Annotated in this window: 23 protein-coding genes and 3 riboswitches; of the genes, 2 read left to right on the top strand and 21 right to left on the bottom strand. The window is 70.8% G+C overall.

The window, feature by feature from the left end:
• Nucleotides 1-145: 145 nt before the first annotated feature.
• The 11 genes from H6900_05680 to cbiE form a co-directional block, all read right to left on the bottom strand.
• Nucleotides 146-2161 (bottom strand): FAD-dependent oxidoreductase, encoded by a 2016-nt coding sequence (locus H6900_05680; protein ID MCC0072762.1) that lies wholly within the window; start codon nucleotides 2159-2161, stop codon nucleotides 146-148.
• A gap of 109 nt (nucleotides 2162-2270) precedes the next feature.
• A complete protein-coding gene (locus H6900_05675) occupies nucleotides 2271-3002 on the bottom strand; it encodes a precorrin-6A synthase (deacetylating) (protein ID MCC0072761.1) in 732 nt (243 codons plus the stop codon).
• A 64-nt stretch (nucleotides 3003-3066) separates the two neighbouring features.
• A complete protein-coding gene (locus H6900_05670) occupies nucleotides 3067-3738 on the bottom strand; it encodes an energy-coupling factor ABC transporter permease (protein MCC0072760.1) in 672 nt (223 codons plus the stop codon).
• 34 nt (nucleotides 3739-3772) lie between these two features.
• Nucleotides 3773-3957, bottom strand: a riboswitch (cobalamin riboswitch).
• 56 nt (nucleotides 3958-4013) lie between these two features.
• Nucleotides 4014-4760, bottom strand: coding sequence for a CbtA family protein (locus tag H6900_05665; GenBank protein MCC0072759.1), 747 nt, complete (start codon nucleotides 4758-4760; stop codon nucleotides 4014-4016).
• 19 nt (nucleotides 4761-4779) lie between these two features.
• Nucleotides 4780-4944, bottom strand: a complete 165-nt coding sequence (locus H6900_05660; GenBank protein MCC0072758.1) for a CbtB-domain containing protein — start codon at nucleotides 4942-4944, stop codon at nucleotides 4780-4782.
• 29 nt (nucleotides 4945-4973) lie between these two features.
• A riboswitch (cobalamin riboswitch) is annotated at nucleotides 4974-5174 on the bottom strand.
• Nucleotides 5175-5238: 64 nt separating this feature from the next.
• Entirely contained in the window at nucleotides 5239-5556 is a 318-nt protein-coding gene (locus tag H6900_05655; protein MCC0072757.1) for a DUF1636 family protein, read from the bottom strand.
• Complete coding sequence (gene cobA / locus H6900_05650; protein MCC0072756.1) at nucleotides 5553-6269, bottom strand: uroporphyrinogen-III C-methyltransferase; 717 nt, start codon at nucleotides 6267-6269, stop codon at nucleotides 5553-5555. Before cobA ends, H6900_05655 begins: the two co-directional genes overlap by 4 nt.
• An 85-nt stretch (nucleotides 6270-6354) precedes the next feature.
• The gene (locus H6900_05645) at nucleotides 6355-7674 is read right to left on the bottom strand and encodes a cobyrinate a,c-diamide synthase (protein MCC0072755.1); all 1320 of its coding nucleotides are present in this window, start codon (nucleotides 7672-7674) and stop codon (nucleotides 6355-6357) included.
• On the bottom strand, nucleotides 7671-8456 hold the full coding sequence (gene cobM, locus H6900_05640) for a precorrin-4 C(11)-methyltransferase (GenBank protein MCC0072754.1): 786 nt from the start codon (nucleotides 8454-8456) through the stop codon (nucleotides 7671-7673). Before cobM ends, H6900_05645 begins: the two co-directional genes overlap by 4 nt.
• On the bottom strand, nucleotides 8453-8800 hold the full coding sequence (locus H6900_05635) for a cobalamin biosynthesis protein (GenBank protein MCC0072753.1): 348 nt from the start codon (nucleotides 8798-8800) through the stop codon (nucleotides 8453-8455). Before H6900_05635 ends, cobM begins: the two co-directional genes overlap by 4 nt.
• Nucleotides 8797-9996: a precorrin-6y C5,15-methyltransferase (decarboxylating) subunit CbiE gene (gene cbiE / locus H6900_05630; GenBank protein ID MCC0072752.1), complete on the bottom strand. Its 1200-nt coding sequence runs from the start codon at nucleotides 9994-9996 to the stop codon at nucleotides 8797-8799. The genes H6900_05635 and cbiE overlap by 4 nt, the downstream gene beginning before the upstream one ends.
• Between cbiE and H6900_05625 the strand changes: the two genes are divergently transcribed.
• Nucleotides 9995-10726: a cobalt-precorrin-6A reductase gene (locus H6900_05625; GenBank protein MCC0072751.1), complete on the top strand. Its 732-nt coding sequence runs from the start codon at nucleotides 9995-9997 to the stop codon at nucleotides 10724-10726. The two genes, cbiE and H6900_05625, sit on opposite strands and share 2 nt — an antisense overlap.
• A gap of 107 nt (nucleotides 10727-10833) precedes the next feature.
• Here H6900_05625 and cobJ read toward each other — a convergent pair whose 3' ends face one another.
• Genes cobJ through H6900_05590 form a run of 7 tightly spaced genes read right to left on the bottom strand, consistent with a single transcriptional unit; the run spans nucleotide 10834 to nucleotide 18688 of the window.
• A complete protein-coding gene (cobJ, locus tag H6900_05620) occupies nucleotides 10834-11580 on the bottom strand; it encodes a precorrin-3B C(17)-methyltransferase (GenBank protein ID MCC0072750.1) in 747 nt (248 codons plus the stop codon).
• Nucleotides 11577-12299, bottom strand: coding sequence for a precorrin-2 C(20)-methyltransferase (gene cobI, locus H6900_05615; protein ID MCC0072749.1), 723 nt, complete (start codon nucleotides 12297-12299; stop codon nucleotides 11577-11579). The genes cobJ and cobI overlap by 4 nt, the downstream gene beginning before the upstream one ends.
• Complete coding sequence (locus H6900_05610; protein ID MCC0072748.1) at nucleotides 12296-12925, bottom strand: precorrin-8X methylmutase; 630 nt, start codon at nucleotides 12923-12925, stop codon at nucleotides 12296-12298. Before H6900_05610 ends, cobI begins: the two co-directional genes overlap by 4 nt.
• The gene (locus H6900_05605) at nucleotides 12926-14053 is read right to left on the bottom strand and encodes a cobalamin biosynthesis protein CobG (GenBank protein ID MCC0072747.1); all 1128 of its coding nucleotides are present in this window, start codon (nucleotides 14051-14053) and stop codon (nucleotides 12926-12928) included.
• Nucleotides 14043-17294: a cobaltochelatase subunit CobN gene (cobN, locus tag H6900_05600; protein MCC0072746.1), complete on the bottom strand. Its 3252-nt coding sequence runs from the start codon at nucleotides 17292-17294 to the stop codon at nucleotides 14043-14045. The genes H6900_05605 and cobN overlap by 11 nt, the downstream gene beginning before the upstream one ends.
• Nucleotides 17295-18329, bottom strand: a complete 1035-nt coding sequence (gene cobW, locus H6900_05595; GenBank protein MCC0072745.1) for a cobalamin biosynthesis protein CobW — start codon at nucleotides 18327-18329, stop codon at nucleotides 17295-17297.
• Nucleotides 18326-18688 (bottom strand): DUF1636 domain-containing protein, encoded by a 363-nt coding sequence (locus H6900_05590; protein MCC0072744.1) that lies wholly within the window; start codon nucleotides 18686-18688, stop codon nucleotides 18326-18328. The genes cobW and H6900_05590 overlap by 4 nt, the downstream gene beginning before the upstream one ends.
• 71 nt (nucleotides 18689-18759) lie before the next feature.
• Nucleotides 18760-18968, bottom strand: a riboswitch (cobalamin riboswitch).
• A 36-nt stretch (nucleotides 18969-19004) separates the two neighbouring features.
• Here H6900_05590 and cobO point away from each other — a divergent pair.
• Nucleotides 19005-19625 carry a cob(I)yrinic acid a,c-diamide adenosyltransferase gene (gene cobO, locus H6900_05585; protein ID MCC0072743.1) on the top strand — a complete coding sequence of 207 codons (621 nt, stop codon included), beginning with the start codon at nucleotides 19005-19007 and terminating at the stop codon, nucleotides 19623-19625.
• A 147-nt stretch (nucleotides 19626-19772) separates the two neighbouring features.
• On the opposite strand, the gene rlmH is transcribed toward cobO, so the two are convergent.
• From rlmH to H6900_05570, 3 genes are read right to left on the bottom strand one after another with little or no spacing between them, the layout of a single operon-like run.
• A complete protein-coding gene (gene rlmH, locus H6900_05580) occupies nucleotides 19773-20243 on the bottom strand; it encodes a 23S rRNA (pseudouridine(1915)-N(3))-methyltransferase RlmH (protein MCC0072742.1) in 471 nt (156 codons plus the stop codon).
• Complete coding sequence (gene rsfS, locus H6900_05575; protein MCC0072741.1) at nucleotides 20243-20662, bottom strand: ribosome silencing factor; 420 nt, start codon at nucleotides 20660-20662, stop codon at nucleotides 20243-20245. Before rsfS ends, rlmH begins: the two co-directional genes overlap by 1 nt.
• A gap of 33 nt (nucleotides 20663-20695) precedes the next feature.
• A complete protein-coding gene (locus H6900_05570; GenBank protein ID MCC0072740.1) occupies nucleotides 20696-22042 on the bottom strand; it encodes a mechanosensitive ion channel in 1347 nt (448 codons plus the stop codon).
• Between the last annotated feature and the right edge of the window lie 284 nt (nucleotides 22043-22326).

Below are 22326 nucleotides of genomic sequence, written 5' to 3'. Positions count from 1 at the left end.
GGGGGTATAACTGGGACAAACGTTTGTAAATTCAGCACAGTTTTACCGATAGCCCATGGATTGTTTCGCAATCAGGGGGCGATTGTGCACGAAAAAGCCCGGGCCGAACGGGCCCGGGCGCGTTGTTTCTGGACCGCCGACGCGCTCAGAGGCCAGCGGCCAGCCGGGCGCCCTGGTCGATGGCCCGCTTGGCGTCGAGTTCCGCCGCGACATCGGCGCCGCCGATCACATGCACCCGGGCGCCGGCCCCGGCCAGGGCGTCGGCCAGCGCGCGGTTCGGCACCTGGCCGGCGCACAGGATCACGGTATCGACCGCCAGCAACCGCTCGCCCTTGTCGCTGCCCAGAACGATGCCTTCTGGTGTGATCCGCTCATAGCTGACGCCGCCCAGCATCTGCACCTGGCGCGCCTGAAGGCTGGCGCGGTGGATCCAGCCCGTGGTCTTGCCCAGCCGCTTGCCGGGTTTCTCGGCCTTGCGTTGCAGCAGCGTGACGGCGCGCGCGGGCGCGGGCGGCGCGGGTTCGAGCAACCCGCCCGGCACCTCGGACGGGTCGCCCACACCCCATTCCCTGCGCCATTCGGCGGCGTCCAGCGTCGGGCTGACGCCCTGGTGGGTGACGTATTCGGCGATGTCGAAACCGATGCCGCCCGCGCCCACCACGGCGACGCGCTTGCCCACAGGGGCCTTGTCGCGCAGCACGTCGATGTAGGACAGAACATTGGCCCCATCCTCGCCGGGGATGCCGGGATCGCGCGGGGTGACGCCTGTGGCGACGATCACGTCATCGAACCCCGCCAGGTCCGCGGCCGTGGCGACGGTGCCAAGCCGCTGCTCGATGCCCGAGGCCGCCAGCATGGTTCCGAACCAGGCCACCAGGCCGTCGAATTCCTCTTTGCCGGGCACCTGGCGGGCCAGGTTCAATTGCCCGCCGATCTGGTTGTCCTTTTCGAATAGCGTGACCTTGTGCCCGCGCTGATCGGCCACCAGAGCGGCCGACAGGCCGGCGGGGCCGGCCCCCACCACGGCGATCCGGCGCGGGGCCGCGGTCGGCTCGTAGCGCAGTTCGGTTTCATGGCCCGCGCGCGGGTTGACCAGACAGGACGTCAGCTTGCCGCTGAAGGTATGGTCGAGACACGCCTGGTTGCAGCCGATGCAGGGCGCGATCGTGTCGGCTTGGCCGGCGGCGGCCTTGTTGACGAAATCGGCATCCGCCAGGAACGGCCGCGCCATCGACACCATGTCCGCATTGCCCCCGGCCAGCACGGCCTCGGCGGTGTCGGGGTTGTTGATCCTGTTCGAGGTGATGACCGGGATCGACACATGGCCCATCAGCTTCCTGGTGACCCAGGCAAAGGCCGCGCGCGGCACGCTGGTGGCGATGGTGGGCACCCGCGCCTCGTGCCAGCCGATGCCCGAGTTGAGGATCGTCGCGCCCGCCCCCTCGATCGCCTTGGCCAGCGTCAGGATCTGGTCAAAGGTCTGCCCGTTCGGCACCAGATCCAGCAGGCTGATCCGGTAGATGATGATGAAATCCGGCCCCACGGCCTCGCGCACGCGGCGCACCACCTCGACCGGCAGGCGCATCCGGTTCTCGTAGCTGCCGCCCCAGCGGTCGGTGCGCTGGTTGACGTGCAGGCACAGGAACTGGTTCAGGAAATACCCTTCGGAGCCCATCACCTCGACCCCGTCATAGCCGGCCTCGCGGGCGCGGGTGGCGGCTGTGGCAAAGTCGCGGATCTGCTTTTCGATGCCGTCCTCGTCCAGTTCGCGCGGCACGAAGGGCGAGATTGGCGATTTCACCGCCGAGGAACTGACGCAATCGGGACCATAGGCATAGCGACCGGCGTGCAGGATCTGCATCGCGATCTTGCCGCCATGGGCGTGCACCGCGTCCGTCACCTTGCGGTGATTGGCGATGTCCTGGTCGCTGAACAGGCCCGAGGCCCCGGGGAACACGCCGCCTTCCTTGTTCGGCGCCATGCCGCCGGTGACGATCAGGCCGACGCCGCCGCGCGCGCGCTCGGCGTAATAGGTGGCCACGCGGTCCCAGTCGCCGCGTTCTTCGAGCCCGGTGTGCATGGACCCCATGAGCACCCGGTTCCTGAGCGTGGTGAACCCCAGATCGAGCGGCGCGAGAAGATGGGGATAGGGACTGGACATCGAGGTTCCTCCGGTCTGGCGATTGTGTCCCACCCTAGCCGGGGCCAGCGCGGAGTCATGCGAAACCTTGCGTCATTCGGCGACCTTGTCCCCCGGCTCACGCCCCGGGTCAGCGGCGCAGCAGGTAGATGTCCATGATCCACCCGTGCCGCGCGCGCAGCGCGGCGCGGGTTTCCAGCACGGTCCTGGCGACGTCGGCCAAGGGGCCGGCGATCAGCGCCTCGTGCGGCATGCCCAGATAGGCGCCCCACCAGATGGTCACGCCCTCGGCCGGCACCGCGCTGAACGCCCCGCCGGCATCCAGCATGACGGCCACGGCGTCGGCGCCCTTTGGCCAGCCGCCCTCGCGCAGGCGGCGGCCGGTGGTGATGACCACGGGCGCCCCCAGATCGTTGAGCGGGATCGCGTGCGCGGCCGTCAGCACCGAGAGCGAGGTCACCCCCGGCACCACGCGCGGCCGCAGCCCCAGCCGCGCCGCGATCCGCAACGTGGAATCATAGAGCGACGGGTCGCCCCAGACCAGAAGCGCCACGCGCCCGCCACCCGGCAGATGCGCGGCGATCGCCCCCGCCCAGCGGGCGGCGATGGCGTCGTGCCAGTCGTTCACGCCGTCGAGATACCCGGCCGAGGCATCGCGCACCGGCAGGTCGAATTCGACCACCCGCGACAGGTCCGGCAGATGCGCGGCGCAGATCTGGCGGCGCAGATCGGCCAGATCGCCCTTGTCGTCGCCCTTGCGCGGGACAAGGATCAGGTCGGCCTCGCGCATGGCGCGGATCGCCGCCAGGGTGACATGCTCGGGGTTGCCCGTGCCGATACCGATGAGATCGAGCGCGATCATGCGGCCCCCATGAAAAACGCGGCAGACCCCGGAGGCCCGCCGCGCGTATCCGAAAAACCCGCGATCAGGCGGCGTTGTGCAGCCGGTTCACGAACAGGCCCGAATCCTTGTGGTTGCGCAACGCCTTGGCCAGCGCCAGCGCGCCCAGATCGGCCAGCGGCTCGATCAGGACGACCAGCATATAGGCCGCGCCGAAGCTGACCACGCCGCCCAGGGCCGAAACCCCCTCGCCATAGAACGCCCAAAAGGCGACCCAGGCGACAATCCCGCCCTGATAGGCGGCCGACAGCTTCAGAACCTCGGCATAGCCCAGGTCCACATAGGCCTTGCCGCCGGGAATGATGCGGCCCGCGACCATGTGGATCAGGAACAGCGGGAACAGCAGCGTGGTCACGTTGACCGTATACATCGGCAGATCGGTGGGCGCGAAGAACAGGCTCTGCATCAGCAGACCGCCGGCCAGCCCCAGCGCGGCGGGGCCAGCGCCCAGGATCAACAGCAGCGTGGTGCCCAGGATCAGGTGCACTTCGCTCACGCCGACCGGCATGTGCGGCAGGACCTCGAAGCAGATGAAGGTGCCCATGGCGGCCAGCACCGAACGCAGGGCAAAGGACAGCACGTTGTGCTGCTTCAGGTCGTCCGCGATCAGTTTCAGCGACACGCCCGCAGCGGCGGCGGCGGTGCCGTAGGACAGGATCATCTTGGCGCCGTCAACGACACCCGGTTCGATATGCATGCTTTCACTCCTTGCCGTCCCTCCGACGGCGATTGATTCGTTTTCGTCGCCGGGCCGGTCTCCTGGCTCGCGGGTCGCTGCGGACTGCCGCCTTCCCATCCGTCCGGGACAGTGGCACGTTGGCAGCCAGCTCACCGCTGACAGTCGCGGGGGCGGCCGGGGCATTTCACCCCGTTCCCGTTTCAGCCCTTGCAGGGCACCTGACCCGACCACGATTACAGCAAGCCCCGCCACGGTCAAGGCGGTTCGCGGCATGGCGCCGCGCGTTCGCGACCTCAGGCCTGGATGCGCGCCCACTGGCGGCCGGCCAGCCAGCCCAGAAACGCCCAGACGGCCAGACCGACGCCTAGGACACGCGCGGAATACATGGCGCCGACCTCGGTCGGGGCATAGCCGTAATAGCCGTCCAGAACCGGGGCGCCGAACACATGCGGCGCGGCGATCAGCGCGACCGCGACGGCCGCCAGCAGCCGCGACCGGCCATAAGCCAGCAGGGCCAGGCCCGCGCCGGTGGCCAGGACCGTGCTCCACCACCAGACCTGTCGCGCGCCGAGATCGGCGGCGGCGGTGCCTGGCAGTTCGGGCGCCAGGCCCAGCCCCGGTGCAAGCTGGAACGCGGCGAACCCGGCCAAGCCCCAGAGCAGCCCCTCGGTCGCGCCGATCTGCTGCCCGAACGAGGCCGCGATGCCGAACCCTGCGGTCAGCAACATGCCATAGGCGGCGTAGATCAGCACCGTGAACCCGACCGTCAGCGCGTCCCGGCCCAGCGCCGACCTGGTGCCGGCCGCGGCGCCGTGATCGTGCCCGTCATGCGCGCCGTGCACCGCGGCGCCGCTCGCGTCCGCAGCCCCGTGGGTGGCGTCATGCGCCATCGGCGCGGCCTGGAAATGCACCAGGGCGCCGGTTTCGTATTGCTCGCCCAACAGGATCAGTTTCTGCAGGAACGCGAAATGCAGCACGGCCGCCAGCAGCCCCGCCGCAACACCGGCGATCAACGCGCCGGTCATCATTTTCTGAAACATTCAGGGTCCAGCCACCGGTTCAGTGGCAGGGAAAGCCCGTCGCATGACGCATGTCATGGGCTGCATCGTGCAGCGTGGCCGATTGCGCATGGCCCGCCAGGAACAGCACGGACAGGCCGATCAGGGCCATCGCCAGGACAGGGGCCATCAGCGAATGCGCCTTGGCATGGTTCAACGTGTTCATTCGGCTCTCCTTGCCGTCCCACCGACGACGTTTGCATGTCTTCCTCAGGCCGGTCTCCTGGCTTGCGGGTCGCTGCGGACTGCCGCCTTCCCGCCCGTCGCCGGACAGTGGCCCTTTGGCAGCCCGCTCGCCGCTTACAGTCGCGGGGGCGGCTGGGGGATCGGCTACCGGCCTCACCCCATTCCCATTTCGGCCCCGCGCACCGGGGCAACTGAGGGGTCAACCCTCGCAGGTCGCCCGATCCCGGTCAAGGCGGATCGCGGCACACCGGGGGCCGAACGCGACCTCGACCCCCTAGCCAGGTATGCGCGCGAGGGCCTTGAACCGCAGCGCACCCAGCGGCCGGGCATCGGCAAAGCAGCCGTCCCCGGTCGCCTCGTAGGCGGCGGCGAAGCGCAGCAGGTCCGGCAGGTCGGCCTCGGTCAGGTCGCCGAACAGATAGGCCGTCTTGCCCGGCGCCCGCACCGCCAGGGTCGATGGGCGCGCGCATCCCGACATGCAATCCACGGTGTCCACCGTCGCGGCAATCCCGGCCCGCGCCAGCGCCGCTGCCAGGGTCGGTGCAAACCCGCCGCGCCCCAGCGCGCAACTGGCGCAGAGCGTCAGCTTCATTCGGCCAGCGGCCCATACAGAATCAGCCCGGGGGCCCGCGACGCGGCCGTTTCCAGCACCCGCGCCAAACCCTCGACCGTGCTGCGCGTCAGGGTCTGGTCGGGGTGGCTGACGTTCTCGGCCAGCAGCGCCGGGGTCGTGCCAGGCAGCCCGGCGGCCATCAGCCGCGCCGCCAGCGCGGCAAAGGTGCGCTTGGGCATGAACACGACCGTGGTCGCCTGCGGATCGGCCAGCGCGGCCAGGTTCAGGCCCTCGGGCAGGCCGCCGGTCACGTCGTGGCCGGTCACGAACTGCACCCGCCGCGCCTCGAGCCGGCGCGTCAGCGGGATGCCGGCGGCAGCGGCGGCGGCGGCGGCCGAGGTGATCCCCGGCACGATCTCGTAGCCGATCCCGGCGCCGCGCAGCGCGGTGATCTCTTCCTCGAGCCGCCCGAAAATGCCGGGATCGCCCGCCTTCAGACGCACCACCCGCGCACCGCCCCGGGCGTAATCCACCAGCAGCCGGCTGACGTGGTCCTGCTTGGGCGAGGGGCGCCCGGCCCGCTTGCCCACCGCGATCAACTCGGCGCCGGCCGGCACCAGATCCAGGATCGGCCCGGCCGACAGGTCGTCGAACAGCACCGCCTCGGCCCCCTTCAGCCGGTTCACGGCCCGCAACGTCAGCAGGTCCGGATCGCCGGGGCCCGAGCCGACAAAGGATACAAACCCGCTCATCCCCGCCCCATCTTTGTGCCGAAAATATCCTGGGGGGTGAATGCACCAAAGGTGCAGAGGGGGGCAAGGCCCCCCTTGGCCGCGCTCATGCCCCGCCCTCCGCGATCAGATGGAAGAAGGTCCCCGACACCGGCCCGCGGACCGAACCCGTCTCGGCCACCTCGGCACCCTCGGCATCCGTGACCCGGGCCAGCGGCGCGTCGGGTTGCGCCAGGATCGTTGAATAGTGAAACTCGTGCCCGCGCAGCACCGCACCCGGCGCGTGACCGGGCATCGGCGCGACCAGGGCGGCCCGGCGGTAGCCCAGGTGCATCCTGCGCGTTTCATAGGAGGTGACCAGCCCCAGAAGCCCCGCCATCTCGTGCCGCGTGCCGTCCTTGTCGATCAGCCCCGCGCCCAGCGCCATGTAGCCGCCACACTCGCCATGCACGGGCCGCGTCTCGGCATGGTGCCGCAGGCCCGCCCGAAAGCGCCCCGCGGCCGCCAGCGCACCCGCGTGCAATTCGGGATAGCCGCCGGGCAGCCAGACCAGATCGGCGTCGGGCGGGGGCTCGTCGGCCAACGGCGAGAAGGGCCGAACCTCGGCCCCGGCGCGGCGCCAGCCCTCGACCAGATGCGGATAGGCGAACGAGAACGCCGCGTCCTGCGCCAGCGCGATGCGTTGCGCGGGCGGGGTCAGTCGCAACCCCGTAGGGTGCGCTGTCAGCGCACCGTCCGCCGCCGCCTTCAGCGCCTCCAGATCGACATGCGCGCGCAGAAAGGTCGCATAGCCCGCGATCGCGGATTCGAGGTCCGGATGTTCCACCGCCTGCACCAGGCCCAGGTGGCGCTCGGGCAGCTTCAGGTCGCCACGCCGGGGCAGCGCACCCAGCACCGTCAGCCCGGCCGCATCCATGCCCAGCCGCACCAACCTCTCGTGCCGTGGGCTGGCGACCCGGTTCAGGATCACCCCCGCGATGCGCAACCCGGGGCGGTAGCGCGCGAACCCCAGCGCCACCGCCGCCGCCGATTGCGCCTGGCCCGAGACATCGACCACCAGCACCACCGGCCAGCCCATCCGCTCGGCCGTCTCGGCGCTGGAACCGTGCCCGGTGGCGCCGGCAAAGGCCACACCGTCGAACAACCCCATGGACCCCTCGGCGACGACCAGATCGGCCCCCGCCCCCTCGGCGGCGATCCGCGCCAGCAGATCGGGCGCCATGGCCCAACTGTCCAGGTTGAACGAGGGCCGCCCCGAAGCCGCCCGGTGAAACGCCGGGTCGATATAGTCAGGCCCCGACTTGAACGGCTGCACCCGCAGGCCGTCCTCGGTCAGGGCGCGCAGCAACCCCAGCATGACCGTGGTCTTTCCGGTCCCCGAGGACGGGGCCGAGATCATCAGCCCGCGAACAGCCGGGGGGGTCATTCCTGGCTGTCCGCATAGATCGAATCGGCCGACTGGGGGCGGAACCGGCGATCATAGTCCACGGCATAAAGGCTGCTTTCGGCGAACCCCTCGCCGCCCAGCGCGGGGCCCACCAGGATCAGCGCGGTGCGCTCCATCGTGCCGGCAACCAGCCCCTCGATCGTCGCCAGGGTGCCGCGCACGATCCGCTGTTCCGGCCAGGTCGCGCGCCAGACCACGGCGACCGGACAGTCGGCGCCGTATCCGGGCACCAGATCGGCCACCGTCCGCGCCAGATTGTGGATCGACAGATGGATGCACAGCGTCGCGCCCGTGGCGGCGAAATTGGCCAGAGTCTCGGATTCGGGCATCGGGCTGGCGCGGCCCGGGGTGCGCGTCAGCACCACCGATTGCGCCAGGCCCGGCAAGGTCAGTTCCGTGCCCAGCGCGGCGGCGGCGGCGGCGAACGAGGGCACGCCCGGCGTCACCGTATAGGCGATCCCCATCGCGCGCAGCCGCCTGAGCTGTTCGCCCATCGCCGACCAGACCGACAGATCGCCCGAGTGCAGCCGCACCACGTCCAGCCCCTGCGCCTCGGCGGCGGCGATCTCGTCCATGATCTGATCCAGCGACAACGGCGCCGTGTTGACGATGCGCGCGCCCTCGGGGCAATGGCCCAGCACCGCCTCGGGCACCAGCGAGCCGGCATAAAGGCAAACCTTGCACCCGGCGATGATGTCGCGCCCGCGCAGGGTCAGAAGATCGGGCGCGCCGGGGCCGGCGCCGACAAAGTGAACGGTCATTCCTGGAATCCTTTCGCGATGGCGCAGGTCGCCAGCCGGTCGGGCGAGGTCACGCGCGGGGTCAGCAGCACCGCACCGGGGCCTGCGGCCTTCAGCGCGCAGGCCTCGGCCACGCTGCCGGTGCCCCGCGCCGCCAGGCTGCGGGGCGATTGGGTGTCGGTGTCGGGCAGCGGCCCGGTGACGGCGATCACCGGCAGGCCCAGCGCCCGGGCAAGGGGCGCCAGCGCCCCGGCCTTGTCCGCCAGGGTGGCCAGCGCGGCGGGCGCGGCGCCGGTCGCAACCAGCGCGGCCCGCAACGACGCCGCCGTCGCCCGGCTGGAAAAGCCGAAACCCGCGACGATCATAGCGTGACGCTCCATTGCACCACCGGATAGGCGGATTTCCACCCCCGGCGCCGCCCCAGGGGCGCCGCCTCGGCCAGTTCGATCCGCAGCAGGCTGCCGCCCCGTTCGGCGTGCCACCGGGCCAGCAGGGCCTCGGATTCCAGCGTGACCGCATGGGCGACCAGCCGCGTCCCCGGGGGCAGCATCCCCTCCAGCCGCTCCAGCAGGGTCTGCGACAGCCCGCCGCCGATGAACACCGCGTCGGGCAGCGGTGCGCGGTCCAGCCCCTCGGGTGCGGTGGCGTCGATCACCGTCAGGCGATCCGCTCCCAGCCTGAGCGCATTCTCGCGCGCCCGCGCGGCCCGGTCGGGGCTGCCCTCGAATCCGAACGCCTTGAGCGAAGGGTGCGCCAGCAACCACTCGATCGCGATCGAGCCCGACCCCGCGCCGATGTCCCACAGCGTTTCGCCGGGCCGAGGCGCCAGGGCCGACAACGCCAGGGCCCGCACCGGCCGCTTGGTGATCTGGCCGTCGTTGTCGAACCAGGCGTCCGCCCGGCCCGATGCCAGGCTCAGCACCGCCCCGTCGCCGGCCGGCTCAACCCCCACCGCGACCGGGTGGCGCACCTCGGCCAGGTCGAATTCCGCCGCCGCCACACGCCGCACCCGCTCGCGCGGACCGCCCAGCGCCTCCAGCACCGTCAGCATCGCGTCACCGAACCCGGCCGCCGTCAGATAGGCCGCCAGATTGCCCACCGCCTCGCCGTCGCGCAGGGTGGCCAGGACCCGACGCCCGGGCGCCAGATAGGGCCGGATGCGCGCCAGCGGCGCGGCATGCAGCGCCAGCACCACGGTGTCCTCGATCGGCCAGCCCAGGCGCGCGGCGGCCAGCGAAAAGCACGACACCCCGGGCAGGACCCGCCATTCGCCGGGCGCCAGCGACCGGATGACGACGCTGCCCGCGCCGAACCAGAACGGATCGCCCGAGGCCAGCATCACCACCCGCCGCCCCCTCATCGCCAGCAGCGGCGCGAGACCGTCGGCAAACGGCACCGGCCAGTCGCGCCGTTCAGCGGTCAGCCCGGGCAGCAACGCCAGATGCCGCGCCGCGCCGGTCACCACCTCGGCGCGCGCCAGCGCGTCGCGGCTTGCATCCGTCAGCCCGTTGAGGCCATCTTCGCCCAGACCGATGATCGTCAACCAGGGTTCGTCAGCCATGCCCCACATCCTCGTCCTCGGCGGCACGCTCGAAGCCAGCGCCCTCGCCCGGGCGCTGGCCGATGCCGGCCGCAACGCGACCCTGTCCTACATGGGCCGCGTGGACAAGCCAAAGGCGCAGCCGATCCCGGTGCGCGTCGGCGGCTTCGGCGGCGTGCCGGGTCTGGTTGCCTACCTGCGCGGCCAGGGCATCAGCCATATCGTCGATGCCACCCACCCCTTCGCCGCGCAGATGAGCACCAACGCCGTCCTCGCCGCCGCCGAAACCGGCGTGCCGCTCATCGCCCTGACCCGACCGGCCTGGCAACCCGGCCCCGGCGACGACTGGCACCAGGTGCCCGACATGGCCGCCGCCGTCGCGGCCCTGGACGGCCCGCCGCGGCGCGTCATGCTGGCCATCGGCCGGATGCACCTGGCCGAATTCGCCGCCCGGCCGCAACACCACTACCTGCTCCGGCTGGTCGATGACCCGACCGAGGTCCCCCCCCTGCCCCATCATGCCGTGGTCGTGGATCGCGGCCCGTTCAGCGCCGACGCCGACCGCGCGCTGATGCGCGAACACGCCATCGACCTCGTGGTCAGCAAGAACGCGGGCGGCACCGGCGCCGTGTCGAAGCTCGACGCCGCGCGCGCGCTCGGCCTGCCGGTCCTGATGATCGAACGCCCCCGCCTGCCGCCGCGTATGGAAGCGACCGAAATTGCCCAGGTCCTCGCGTGGCTGGGGGCCTGACCCACCCGTCTTTGTGCCGCAAATATCCCGGGGGGTCCGGGGGGCAGCGCCCCCCGGCGGATCGCCCGAGGCGTCCGCGACAGCGGACAACGAGGGCGAAACCGCCCTCATGCCGACCTCGGTGTGAACAGGATCGGCCCGCGCGGGGTCTCGATCACCCGCGTCGCCGCGTTGCCGACAATCACCACGGTGCGCATATCCGCCATCTCGGGCGTGGTTTCGGTCAACGGCACGATGCGCAGGCTCTGGTCGGGCCGCGTGACATTGCGCGCGAACAGCACCGGGCGGGCATCACCGCAGGCCGCCCGCAAGACCGCCAGCGCGCGGCCGAACCCTTCGGGCCGCGAGGCCGAGCGCGGGTTGTAGAACGCCATCGCGAAATCCGCCTCGGCCGCCAGCCGCAGGCGCTTTTCGATCAGCGCCCAGGGTTTCAGGTTGTCCGACAGGTTGATCGCGCAGAAATCATGCCCCAGCGGCGCGCCCGCCGCCGCCGCCGCCGCCAGCATCGCGGTGATGCCGGGCAGCACGCGGATCTCCAGCGCGCGCCAGGCGGCGGGACCGGATTCCACGGCCTCGAACACCGCCGAGGCCATGGCGAACACGCCCGGATCGCCCGAGGAGACCACCACCACCCGCCGGCCCGCCGCCGCCATCTCCAGCGCGTGCCGCGAGCGGTCCAGTTCCACCCGGTTGTCCGACGGGTGCAGCGTCAGTCCGGGCCGTTCGGCCACGCGGGCGACATAGGGGATGTAGCCCACGACATCGGTCGCCGCGTCCAGCGCCTGGCGGACCTCGGGGGTGACCATGGCCTCGTTGCCGGGCCCGAGACCGGCGATGACGACAGACCCGCTCATGGCCGGCGCCCCGCGCCATGGATCAGCGCGATCGAGAAATAGGGCGCGCGTTCGACCGCATCCAGCGGGCGCACCCGCTGTTCGGGCATGGCCGCGTATTCGACCAGCACCGCGGTCTTGCCCGCGGCCGCGACGGCGCGTTTCAGCCTGTCCAGGTTCTGGCCGATCTTCATCACCACCAGCGCGTCGGTGTCCGCGATGCGGCGGGCCAGCTCGGCCTCGGGCAAGGTCGCGGGCGCCACGGTCAACACGTCGTCCCCCCAGGTGATCGGTTCGCCAGAGGCCGCCCAGGCCGCCGCCATCCCCGGAATGCCCGGCACCACGCGCACCGGAACATGCGGCGAAAGCCGGGTATGAAGATGCATGAAGGAGCCGTAGAAGAACGGGTCGCCCTCGGCCAGCACCACGACATCCTCGCCGCCTTGCGCAAGGGCGCGCAGATGGGTCGCGCAGTCTTCGTAAAAGGCGGCCAGAGTCGCCGCGTAGCGCGGATCGTCCAGCGGGATTTCCGTGGTCACGGGGTAATCCATCGGGAATTCCACGACGTCCGCGCGCAGCATCCCCTCGACGATGCGCCGCGCCTGCCCGGCTTTGCCGGCCTTGCGGAAATAGGCGATGTGGCGCGCGCCCCGGACCAGCCGGTCGGCGCGCACGCTCATCAGATCGGCCGAGCCGGGCCCCAGCCCCACCCCGTGCACGGTTCCGGCGGCGGCGCTCATTCCTTGCGGCTCGCGATGGCGTTGATCGCGGCGACGGTGATCGCGCTGCCGCCCAGGCGGCCCTCGACGATGCAGCAGGGCACCGGCTGCGCCTGCCACAACGCCGCTTTCGATTCCATCGCGCCGACAAAGCCCACCGGGCAGCCGATGATCGCGGCCGGACGCGGGCAGGCCGGGTCTTCCAGCATGTTAAGCAGGTGAAACAGCGCCGTCGGTGCATTGCCGATGGCGACCACCGCACCCGCCAGATGCGGGCGCCACAGTTCCAGCGCCGCGGCCGAGCGGGTGTTGGCCATGGTTTTCGCCAGCTCGGGCACCTGCGGGTCGTGCAGGGTGCAGACGACCGCATTGTCGGCAGGCAGGCGGAAGCGGGTCACGCCCTCGGACACCATGCGCGCGTCGCACAGGATGGGCGCGCCGGCCTCGAGCGCGCCGCGCGCGGCGGCGACAAATCCCGGCGACATCTTCACATGCGCTTCCAGCCCGACCATGCCCGCGGCGTGGATCATGCGCACGACCACCTGTTCCTCGTCGGCGTCGAAGCGCGCCAGATCGGCCTCGGCCCGGATGGTGGCAAAGGACTGCCGATAGATCGCGGCGCCGTCGGTTTCATAGGTATAGGGCATTCAGGCGGCTCCGAAATGGTCCCGCACCTGGGCGGGGGTCAGCCCCTCGGCGGCGGGCGTGCCACCGGCGAGGGTCTCGTGGGAAAGGTCGAACCGGCCCGCGCGGCCGGTCAGGACGGTGTGGGCGGGGGTGACACGGGCGCAGCCCTTGGCGCAGCCCGACACATGCAGCGCGCCGGTCACACGGGGCGCCAGGGCCTCGGCCAGGGTGCGGGTCTCGACGCTGGCCTGCGGGCAGAAGGGCGCACCGGGACAGGCATCGACGCGCAGCAGCGGGCTGTCGGCCTGCCAGACCAGGCCGGGATGCGGACCGGGTGCCGCGTCCAGCATCAGGACGGCGCGCCAGGGCGTGACGCGCAGCGCCGTCAGGCCCGAGGTTTCGATGGCCCGCGCCAGATCGGCGGCGCGAACCTGGCCAAAGGCCGCGCCATGCACCGCGCCCATCGGATGCGCGCCGGGCCGCAAGGCGGCGCGGGGCGCGGCGGGCGGCTCGGTCGCGGCGGCCCAGTCGGGCAAGGGCGCCGTGTGGCGGGCCATGCGCCGGGCCTCGGCCCCGCCGGTCTGCACGAACCACCAGGCCAGCCGGATCAGCATGTCGATCTCGCGCATGTCGGGCAGCGGCACACCCGCCGCGCGGCCATCCGCGCGCAGTATCAGCCCGCCCGACACGCCGCGTTCGATACGGAAATCCGACGGCACCTCTGGCAGCACCGGCGCCGCGCCCGCGTCGATCGCAAAGCCCATCTTGGGCGGCAGCGCGGGCAGTTCGTCCAGCCGCGCGGTCAGTTCCATCGCCAGCCATTCGGTTTCGTCACCCTTGCGCCAATCGGGCGCGGTGACGATGTTGCGCCGGGTTTCCGTGGCGACATCGGCATCCAGCAGGCCCAGCGCGCCCAGGTCATCCATCAGCGCGGGCCAGGCGGATTCGCCGACGCCCCGCACCTGCACATTCGCGCGGTTGGTCAGGTCGATCAGCCCCGCGCCATGGGCCTGGGCCGCCGCACAGAGGCCCAGCGCCTGCGCCCGGCTCAGTTGCGCCAGCCGCGGACGGACGCGGACGACAAAGCCGTCGCCCGACATCATCGGGCGGTGCGCGCCCGGGCACCAGCCCTTGACCTCAAAGCTCATGGGTCAACCCCGCCAGAATGGAATTGCGCCGTGTCTCCCACAGACCAGCCGCGTGCAAGGCGGCAAAACGGGCCTGCATCGCCGCCAGCGCCTGCGGGTTTTCCCGTTCCAGAAAGGCCCGCACATCGGCCCGGCCCAGCGTGGCGTCGTGGTAGAGGTCGAACAACTGCGCCGGAACCGCACCCGCCAGATGCGCAAAGGCGCCCAGATGGTCGAGGGTCGCGGCGATCTCGGCCCCGCCCCGGAACCCGTGGTTCATCATGCCATCGACCCAGCGCGGATTGGCGGCGCGGGCGCGGACCACACGGGCCAGTTCCTCGGTCAGGGTGCGGGCACGGGGCTGGGCGGGGTCGCGCGCGTCCAAATGATACAGCGCGGCCTTGCCGCCCGTCACGGCCTGCGCGGCGGCAAAGCCGGCCTCGTGCGCGGCGTAGTCGGCTGCCAGCAACAGGTCGGTTTCAGGCAGGTCCTGAAGATGGACAAAGGCGTCGGCGTGGCGCACCCGGGCCTTCAGCCCCTCGGCATCCTCGGCATTCTCGGCGTCGGCATCCAGCGCATGGGCCGAGGCCGCAAGCCAGGCTTCGCCGGCAGCGGCGCGGGCGGTCCGGGTATAGGTTTCGGCGGCGTCGCCCATGCCCAGCCCATAGGTGCCCGGCGCGGGGCCATAGACGCGGGCCAGATCGTCGCGCCCTGCATAGGGGTTCCAGTCGGGCGCCTCGTCGCGCCCGGCCAGTGCGCGCACCGCCTGCCCGAACAGCGCCGCCAGATCGGGAAACACGTCGCGAAACAGGCCCGAAACCCTGAGCGTCACATCGAGACGCGGGCGGTCGAGTTCGGCGATCGGCAGGATATCCACCCCGGCGACGCGGCCGGACCCCTCGTCCCAGCGCGGTTTCGCGCCCAGAAGATGCAGCGCCATGGCGAATTCCTCGCCCGCGGTGCGCATCGTGGCGCTGCCCCACAGGTCGATGACCAGCCCGCGGGGATAGTCGCCGTGGTCCTGCAAATGGCGGCGCACCAGTTCCTCGGCCAGCTTGACGCCCTGGGCATGGGCGGCGCGGGTGGGCACGGCGCGCGGGTCGGTGGTGAACAGGTTGCGCCCGGTCGGCAGCACGTCCCGGCGCCCGCGCCACGGGCTGCCCGAGGGCCCCGGCGGCACCCAGCGCCCGGCCAGCGCGGCGGCCAGACCGGCGCGCTCCGCCGCGCCCTGCGTGCCCGTGCCAAAGACATGCAGCCCCTCGCCGAACTGGCTTTCCTTGACATCGCAGACAAAGCGGTCGATGCGGGTGATCGCCTCGGCCAGCGATGTCGCGCGGGTCAGTCCCAGCTCATCCTCGAGCCCAAGCGCCTGCGCCTCGGCGCGGATGCCGGATTGCAGCCGGTCGCGGCGGGCGGGGTCCAACCCGTCGGCGTTGGAAAATTCGTCGAGCAGGGCTTCCAGCCGCTGCATCCCGGCGCCGGTCTGCGCCAGGGTCAGCGGCGGCGGCACATGGCCCAGGGTCACCGCGCCGATCCGCCGCTTGGCTTGCGCGGCTTCGCCCGGGTCGTTGACGATGAAGGGATAGATCACCGGCAGGCCGCGCGTCAGGGCCTCGGGCCAGCAGGTGTCCGACAGGGCCACGGATTTCCCCGGCAGCCATTCCAGCGTGCCATGGGCGCCGATGTGAACCAGCGCGTCGGCCTGCCGTTTCAGCCACAGGTAAAAGGCGACATAGGCGTGGCGCGGGACCCGGGCGGTGTCGTGATAATCGTCGTCGCGGCGCTGTGTCCGACCGCGTTCCGGTTGCAGGGCGACCAGCGCGTTGCCCGCGCGCAGCGCCGCAAAGGAAAAGGCGCCGTCCTGGGCATCGGGGTCGTCCTCGGGGTCGCCCCAGGCCAGGTGGATCGCCTCTTGCAGCGGTTGCGGCAACGTGGCCAGCGCCAGGCGATAGTCGAACAGCGGCCAGTCGATGCGCGCGCTTTGCAGCGCCCCGGGATCGGCGGCGGCGACGGCATAGCCCTGCACGGCCAGGTCCGCCAGGATCGCCCGCGCGCTTTCCAGCGCATCGAGTCCCACCGCATGGGCCATCTGCCAGCCCTTGCCCGGATAGGTGCTGAGCACCAGCGCCGGCCGACGCTCACCGGCGGGCGTCCGTGCAAGGCGATGCCAGGCGGTGACACGCGCGACCAGGGCCGCGATGCGCTCGCCCTCGGCACGGTGACGGATGCGCGCGAATTCGAGGTCCGGATCGGGCGCGTCGGGGCCCTTGAAGCTGACCACCGCGCCGAACAGGCGACCGTCCACCTCGGGCAGGACGACATGCATGGCCAGATCGGCGGGCGACAGGCCCCGCTCGGCCGCGTCCCAGGCCGCGCGGGGGTTGGTGGCCAGCGCCACCTGGAACACGGGCACCCCGGCGGTGTCCAGCGGCGTGCCGTCCTGGTCCTGCGCGGAAAAGGCGGTGGCGTTGATGACCGCGACGGGGGCCAGCGCGCGCACCCAACGGGCCAGCCAGCCACGCGCCTCGGGGGCCTTGAGCGAGGGGGCGAACAGGCCGACGACATCGTAGCCGGCGGCGTCGAAGGCGGCGGCGATCTGTTCAAGCGGCTCGGTATCGGCGGCGGTCAGATAGGCGCGGTAAAAGGTCAGCACGATGCGCGGCCGCTCGCCCAGCGCCAGAGCGGCGGGGCAAGAGACCCCTTCGGGCGTCCAGGCCCCGACCACAGGCAGCGCCCGCACCCCGCGCACCGGCGGCGCATAAAGGCCCGAGGCCAGCGCGAATTGCTGAAGCGCGGCCTGCGCGGCGACCGCGCCGCCCTGATCGCACAGCGACTGGAGCCGGCGCAGCGTGGACACCGGCAAGGTGCTGACCGCATCGAGTCGGGGGTCGGGCCGGCCATCGGCGGGCAGGACGGCGACGGCCAGCCCCGTGCGGCTGGCCAGCGCCTGCACCTGTTGCAGGCCATAGTCCCAATAAGGCACCCCGCCGATCAGCCGGATCAGCACCCCCTTGGCGCGCGAAAGCGTTGATTCGACATAGGTATCGACGGACAGCGGATGCTTCAGCGTCGCCAGATTGGCCAGCCGCAGCGTCGGATGGTCGGCATTGCCCGTCCGGCGTGCGCGGTGGAACCCTTCCGCAAAGGCGCCCAGGTCGGAATCGGAAAACGACAGCACCACCAGGTCCGCGGGCGTCTGCCCCAGATCCTGCGGTGCTGCGGTTTCCTCCAGCCCGTGGCTTTCGCGAAAGAGGATGTGCATTCAGAGCCCCAGCGCCCGGCGAATGGCGGCCGCGTCGATGCGGTCGTGCTCGGCGATCACCACAAGCTGCGTCAGCCGCGCCTCGCCCGGTTTCCAGGCGCGGTCGAACTGGTGGCGCACCCGGGCGCCCACGGCCTGCACCAGGGCGCGCATCGGCTTGCCCTGCACGGCGACGTAGCCCTTGACCCGCAGGATATCGAGATCGCGCGCCATCGATTCGATCCGCGCGACCAGCGGGTCCAGCGCCTCGACCTCGCCCAGTTCGACCACGATCGTGTCGAAATCGTCGTGTTCGTGGTCATCGTGCCCGTCATGATGCGACGGACGCGCGTGCAGGTCGTCTTCGGCCGCCGCGGCCAGCCCCAGGATGACACGGGCATCCACCGCGCCCTCGGTCACCTCGACGACCGGAAGCGGGCGCGGGGCCTCGGCAGCGATCACGGCGCGGGCCTTGGCCAGCCCCTCGGGGCCCGCCAGGTCCGCCTTGGTCAGCAAGACCACGTCGGCGCAACTGATCTGGTCCTCGAACACTTCGCTCAAGGGGGTCTCGTGGTCGATGCTCTCGTCCGCCGCGCGTTGGGCATCCACCGCCGCCACATCGGGCGCGAAGCGTCCCGCCGCCACGGCCTCGGCATCGGCCAGGGCAATGACCCCGTCCACGGTGATACGCGAGCGGATCGCGGGCCAATCAAAGGCCTTGAGCAGGGGCTTCGGCAGTGCCAGGCCCGAGGTCTCGATCAGGATGTGATCGGGGCGCGGCTCCATCGCCAGAAGGGCCTCGACCGTGGGGACGAAATCGTCGGCGACCGTGCAGCAGATGCAGCCGTTCGCCAGCTCGACGATGTTTTCGGCCGGGCAATCCGGGATCGCGCAGGACTTGAGGATCTCGCCATCCACCCCGAGCGTGCCGAATTCGTTGACCACCACCGCCAGGCGGCGCCCGCCCGCGTTGCGCATCAGATGCGAGATCAGCGTCGTCTTGCCCGAGCCGAGAAAGCCGGTGATCACGGTGACAGGGGTCTTTGCCAGACTCATTCGAAGGCCTCCATGGGGGGAATGCGGGCGATGCAGTTCTTGCGGAAATGGTCGGGACGCTCACGCCAGGGGACCAGCCCGTCGGCGGTGGCGGCGTATTTCGCCGCCCCCTCGGCCACGACCGCGGACTGGTCCGGGGCGAGGTTGCCGTAGACATAGGTCCAGCGCCCGGGACCGCGCAGCGCAACGGTGCAACCGCGCGTGCAGTTCGACAGGCACTCGGTCTCGCGCAGCACCACGCCCTGCGGCAACCCGCCGGCAAGCACCCGCGCCAGTTGCGCCCCGGGACGCGGCGCGGCCGGGTCCATGCCTTCGCGCTTGCAGGTCACGCAGACCAGAAGTTCGACCGTCGCGTCCATACGCCTCCTCATCGGCGGGGCGAAAGCGCGGGGAAGGCGGCAGCCGAACCCGTCGCCGGCGCACCCCGTCCGGCTGGTTGTTCCATGCTGGCAGGTCTCCCGGCTTGCGAAGGTCGGCTTGCGCCGCCGGCCGCCCGCCTTCCCGGCTTGCGCCAGTGGCTGTGGACGGCCCCTCCGGTCACGGTCGCGGGGGCGGCTGCGCCTGGGGGGTTGACCTTTGCCCCTGTCGCATTCCCTTTTCACCCGTCAGATGACAGGCACCAGCCCGGTGGACATGCGCCCCGGGGGCAATCGAGTCAAGCGGGGAAGCGACACGATGGACACCGACGGCGACGACAACGCGAATCGGCACAAGGCAAAGATGCAGAAGATCAAGGCCGCGCGCGACCGGATGAAAGAGGACCGCCAGGGCGAGAAGGGCCTCGTCATCATCCACACCGGTCCGGGCAAGGGCAAGTCGAGCTCGGGCTTCGGCATGATCTTGCGGGCCATCGCGCACGGGATGCCCTGTGCGGTGGTGCAATTCATCAAAGGCGCCTGGGACACCGGCGAGCGCCGCCTGCTGACCACCCATTTCGGCGACCTCTGCCAGTTCCACGCCATGGGCGAGGGCTTCACCTGGGAAACGCAGGACAAGGCGCGCGACATCGCGGCCGCGCAGCGCGGCTGGGACAAGGCCAAGGACCTGATCCGCGACCCGTCGATCCGCATGGTGCTGCTCGACGAGATCAACATCGCGCTGCGCTACGACTACCTCGACGTGGCCGAGGTCGTGGCCTTCCTGCGCGACGAGAAACCCGCGATGACCCATGTTGTGCTGACCGGCCGCAACGCCAAGCCCGAGTTGATCGACCTGGCCGATCTGGTGACCGAGATGACGCTGGTGAAACACCCGTTCCGGTCCGGGATCAAGGCCCAGCCGGGGGTCGAGTTCTGAGCGCGGCAAGGGGGCCAGCCCCCTCTTCGCGTTCCGCGAATTCACCCCCGGGATATTTCCGGCACAAAGAAGGGGCGGTTAACCAATGCTTAACTGCCCCCTCACCTTGTTCCAAATACGCACCCTTGCACCGCAAGCCCGGGGGCGTCACACCCGGTGATAGGGCGATCCTGCCAGGATCGTCGCCGCGCGGTAGAGCTGTTCGGCCAGCATGACCCGGGCCAGGGCGTGCGGCCAGACCATCCGGCCAAAGGACAGCGCCGCGTCGGCCTGATCGCGCAAGGCCGGCGCCAGCCCGTCGGCACCGCCGATCATCAGCGCCACGTCCTGCGCGCCGGCGTCGCGCCAGCGGGACAGGCGGGCCGCGAACTCGGGCGAGGACATCGCATCGCCGCGTTCGTCCAGCACGACGCGCACCGCGCCCGCCGGACAGGCGCGGGTCAGCAGCGTCGCTTCGGCGTCCATCCCGCCGCCCTTGCGGTCTTCGACCTCGTGTTCGACCGCCGGGCCCAGGCCCAGGGGCCGCCCGGTGCGGTCGAAGCGTTTCAGGTAATCGTCGATCAGCTCGCGTTCGGGGCCGGATCGCAGCCGGCCCACGACGCACAGATGCAGCCGCATCAGGGTTTGCCCGCGGGCACCTGCCACATGCGTTCGAGCTGGTAGAACTCGCGCACTTCGGGGCGGAAGATGTGGACCACCACGTCGCCCGTGTCGATCAGCACCCAGTCGCCGGTTTCCTTGCCCTCGGACCGGGCCGAGATGCGAAAGCGTTCCTTCAGCCGTTCCATCAGCTTTTCGGCGATCGCTCCGACCTGACGCGACGAGCGGCCCGAGCAGATCACCATGTAATCGGCCACGGACGAGCGACCGCGCAGGTCGATCTGCACGACCTCCTCGGCCTTGTCGTCGTCGAGGGATTGGAGGACCAGTGCCAGAACATCGTCGCCGCTGTAATCACGCGGCGCGGGTTCGGGGGCGGGGGCCGCAGGGGCGGCCGGGTCGATGTAAGACAGAGATCTGTCCTCCTGAAGGGGCAACTGGGTCCAATGTAGCAAGCGGCGCGGGAAATCTCAATCCGCCGCCGCAGTCCCCGCGCGATCGCCCGCCGAGGGGGGCAAAAACCGGACCTCGCGTTGCGGAAAGGGGATCGAAACGCCGTGCGCCTTGAACGCATCCCACAGCGCCAGATAGACCGCGCCGCGGATATTGGTCAGTCCGGCCGAGGGGTCGCGGATCCAGAAACGCAGCAGGTAATCCACCGAGGAATCGCCGAAATTCACGATGTGGCAGACGGGCGCCGGATCGGCGAGAACCCGGGACGCGCCCGAGGCGGCCGCGATGGCGATGGCGCGGACGGCATGCGGGTCGTCGTGATACGAGGTGCCGAATTTCAGGTCCAGCCGCACCAGGTCGTTGGTGTGCGACCAGTTCACCACCTGGCCGGTGATCAGGTCCTCGTTCGGGATCAGGTATTCCTTGCCGTCGCGGGTCACCACCGAGACGTAGCGCGCGCCCAGCGTGTTGATCCAGCCGAAGGTGTCGCCCAGGCTGATGACGTCGCCGGGCTTCACCGACTTGTCCAGCAAGATGATGATGCCGGAGACCAGGTTCGACACGACCTTTTGCAGGCCGAACCCCAGGCCGACACCGATCGCCCCGGACAGCACCGCGAGCCCGGTCAGGTCGAACCCCACGGCCTTCAGCCCGATGAAGAAGGCCGCGCCGTAGAGGCCGATGCGCAACACCTTGACCAGGAGTTCCTGCATCGACGGGCTGATATCGGCGTTGCCCTTGATCCGACCGGCCGCACCCAGCGTGAGCAGGCGCGCCAGCGTGAGCAGCCCGGCCGTCAGCACCAGCGCCTTCAGCACCGACAGCACCGACAGGCGGAAGCTGCCGAACTGCACGGCGATGCTGTCGAGGAAGGTCGCGGTCGCGGCGGTCAGGTCCAGGAAATAGAGCAGAACCCAGATCGACAGGCCCCACACCAGGGCCTGCCGCAAAAGCCTGTTGCGCACCACCTGCGCGGCAATCCGTATCCCCAGCCAGGCCGAGGCGATGGTGGCGAAGAGTTCCAGCAGGTAGCGCCGCGAGGGGAACTGGTAGATCGCCGCGAAGACGCCGACCGCCAGCCAGATCAAGGCGACGAAGAGGGTCAGCGCCAGACGACGACGCAGCACGATGAGCAGGCGGAGTTGCCATTTCGGCCGCCCCTCGAGCCCGCGCATCCAGGCCTCGAACCGCGAAGACAGCGCCCGGGCCAGCACCCAGGCCAGGGCCATCATCGCCAGGGTCACGGCGACCTGCGTCAACCGCGAGGGCAGAAGCAAGGTCTGCGCGGAGCTCAGCAGCGCCCCGCCAAAGCCCGAGGCCCCCGCGCGCCAGGTGTCGATCCATGTTGCCAGTTCGCCGTCCATGGCCGCAGTCTAGGGCCAGTGCGCGCGGGTTGGAAGCGGCTGTTGCCGCGCCGAGGACGCAGCCGGGCGCGAGGCGAGACGACGGCGACCGGCGCACGCGCGGCCCGTCCGCAATCCTGTTGCCCGGACCCCGATTCGGGCGTATGAAACGGCCATGATCCGCTATTTCGACATGACCGATCACGCGCGCCTGCCGCAGCGTTTCGCCCGCGAGAACCGGTCGATTCTGGCGCGTCTCGGCTGACCTGTGGTCCGCCGTAAGGTGCGTGCTCGCACGCACCCTA

The sequence above is a fragment of the Rhodobacter sp. genome (assembly GCA_020637515.1).
Lineage (GTDB): Bacteria > Pseudomonadota > Alphaproteobacteria > Rhodobacterales > Rhodobacteraceae > Pararhodobacter.
Note: the sequence above shows the minus strand (reverse complement) of the source record. Positions and strands in the feature narration are given on the sequence as shown.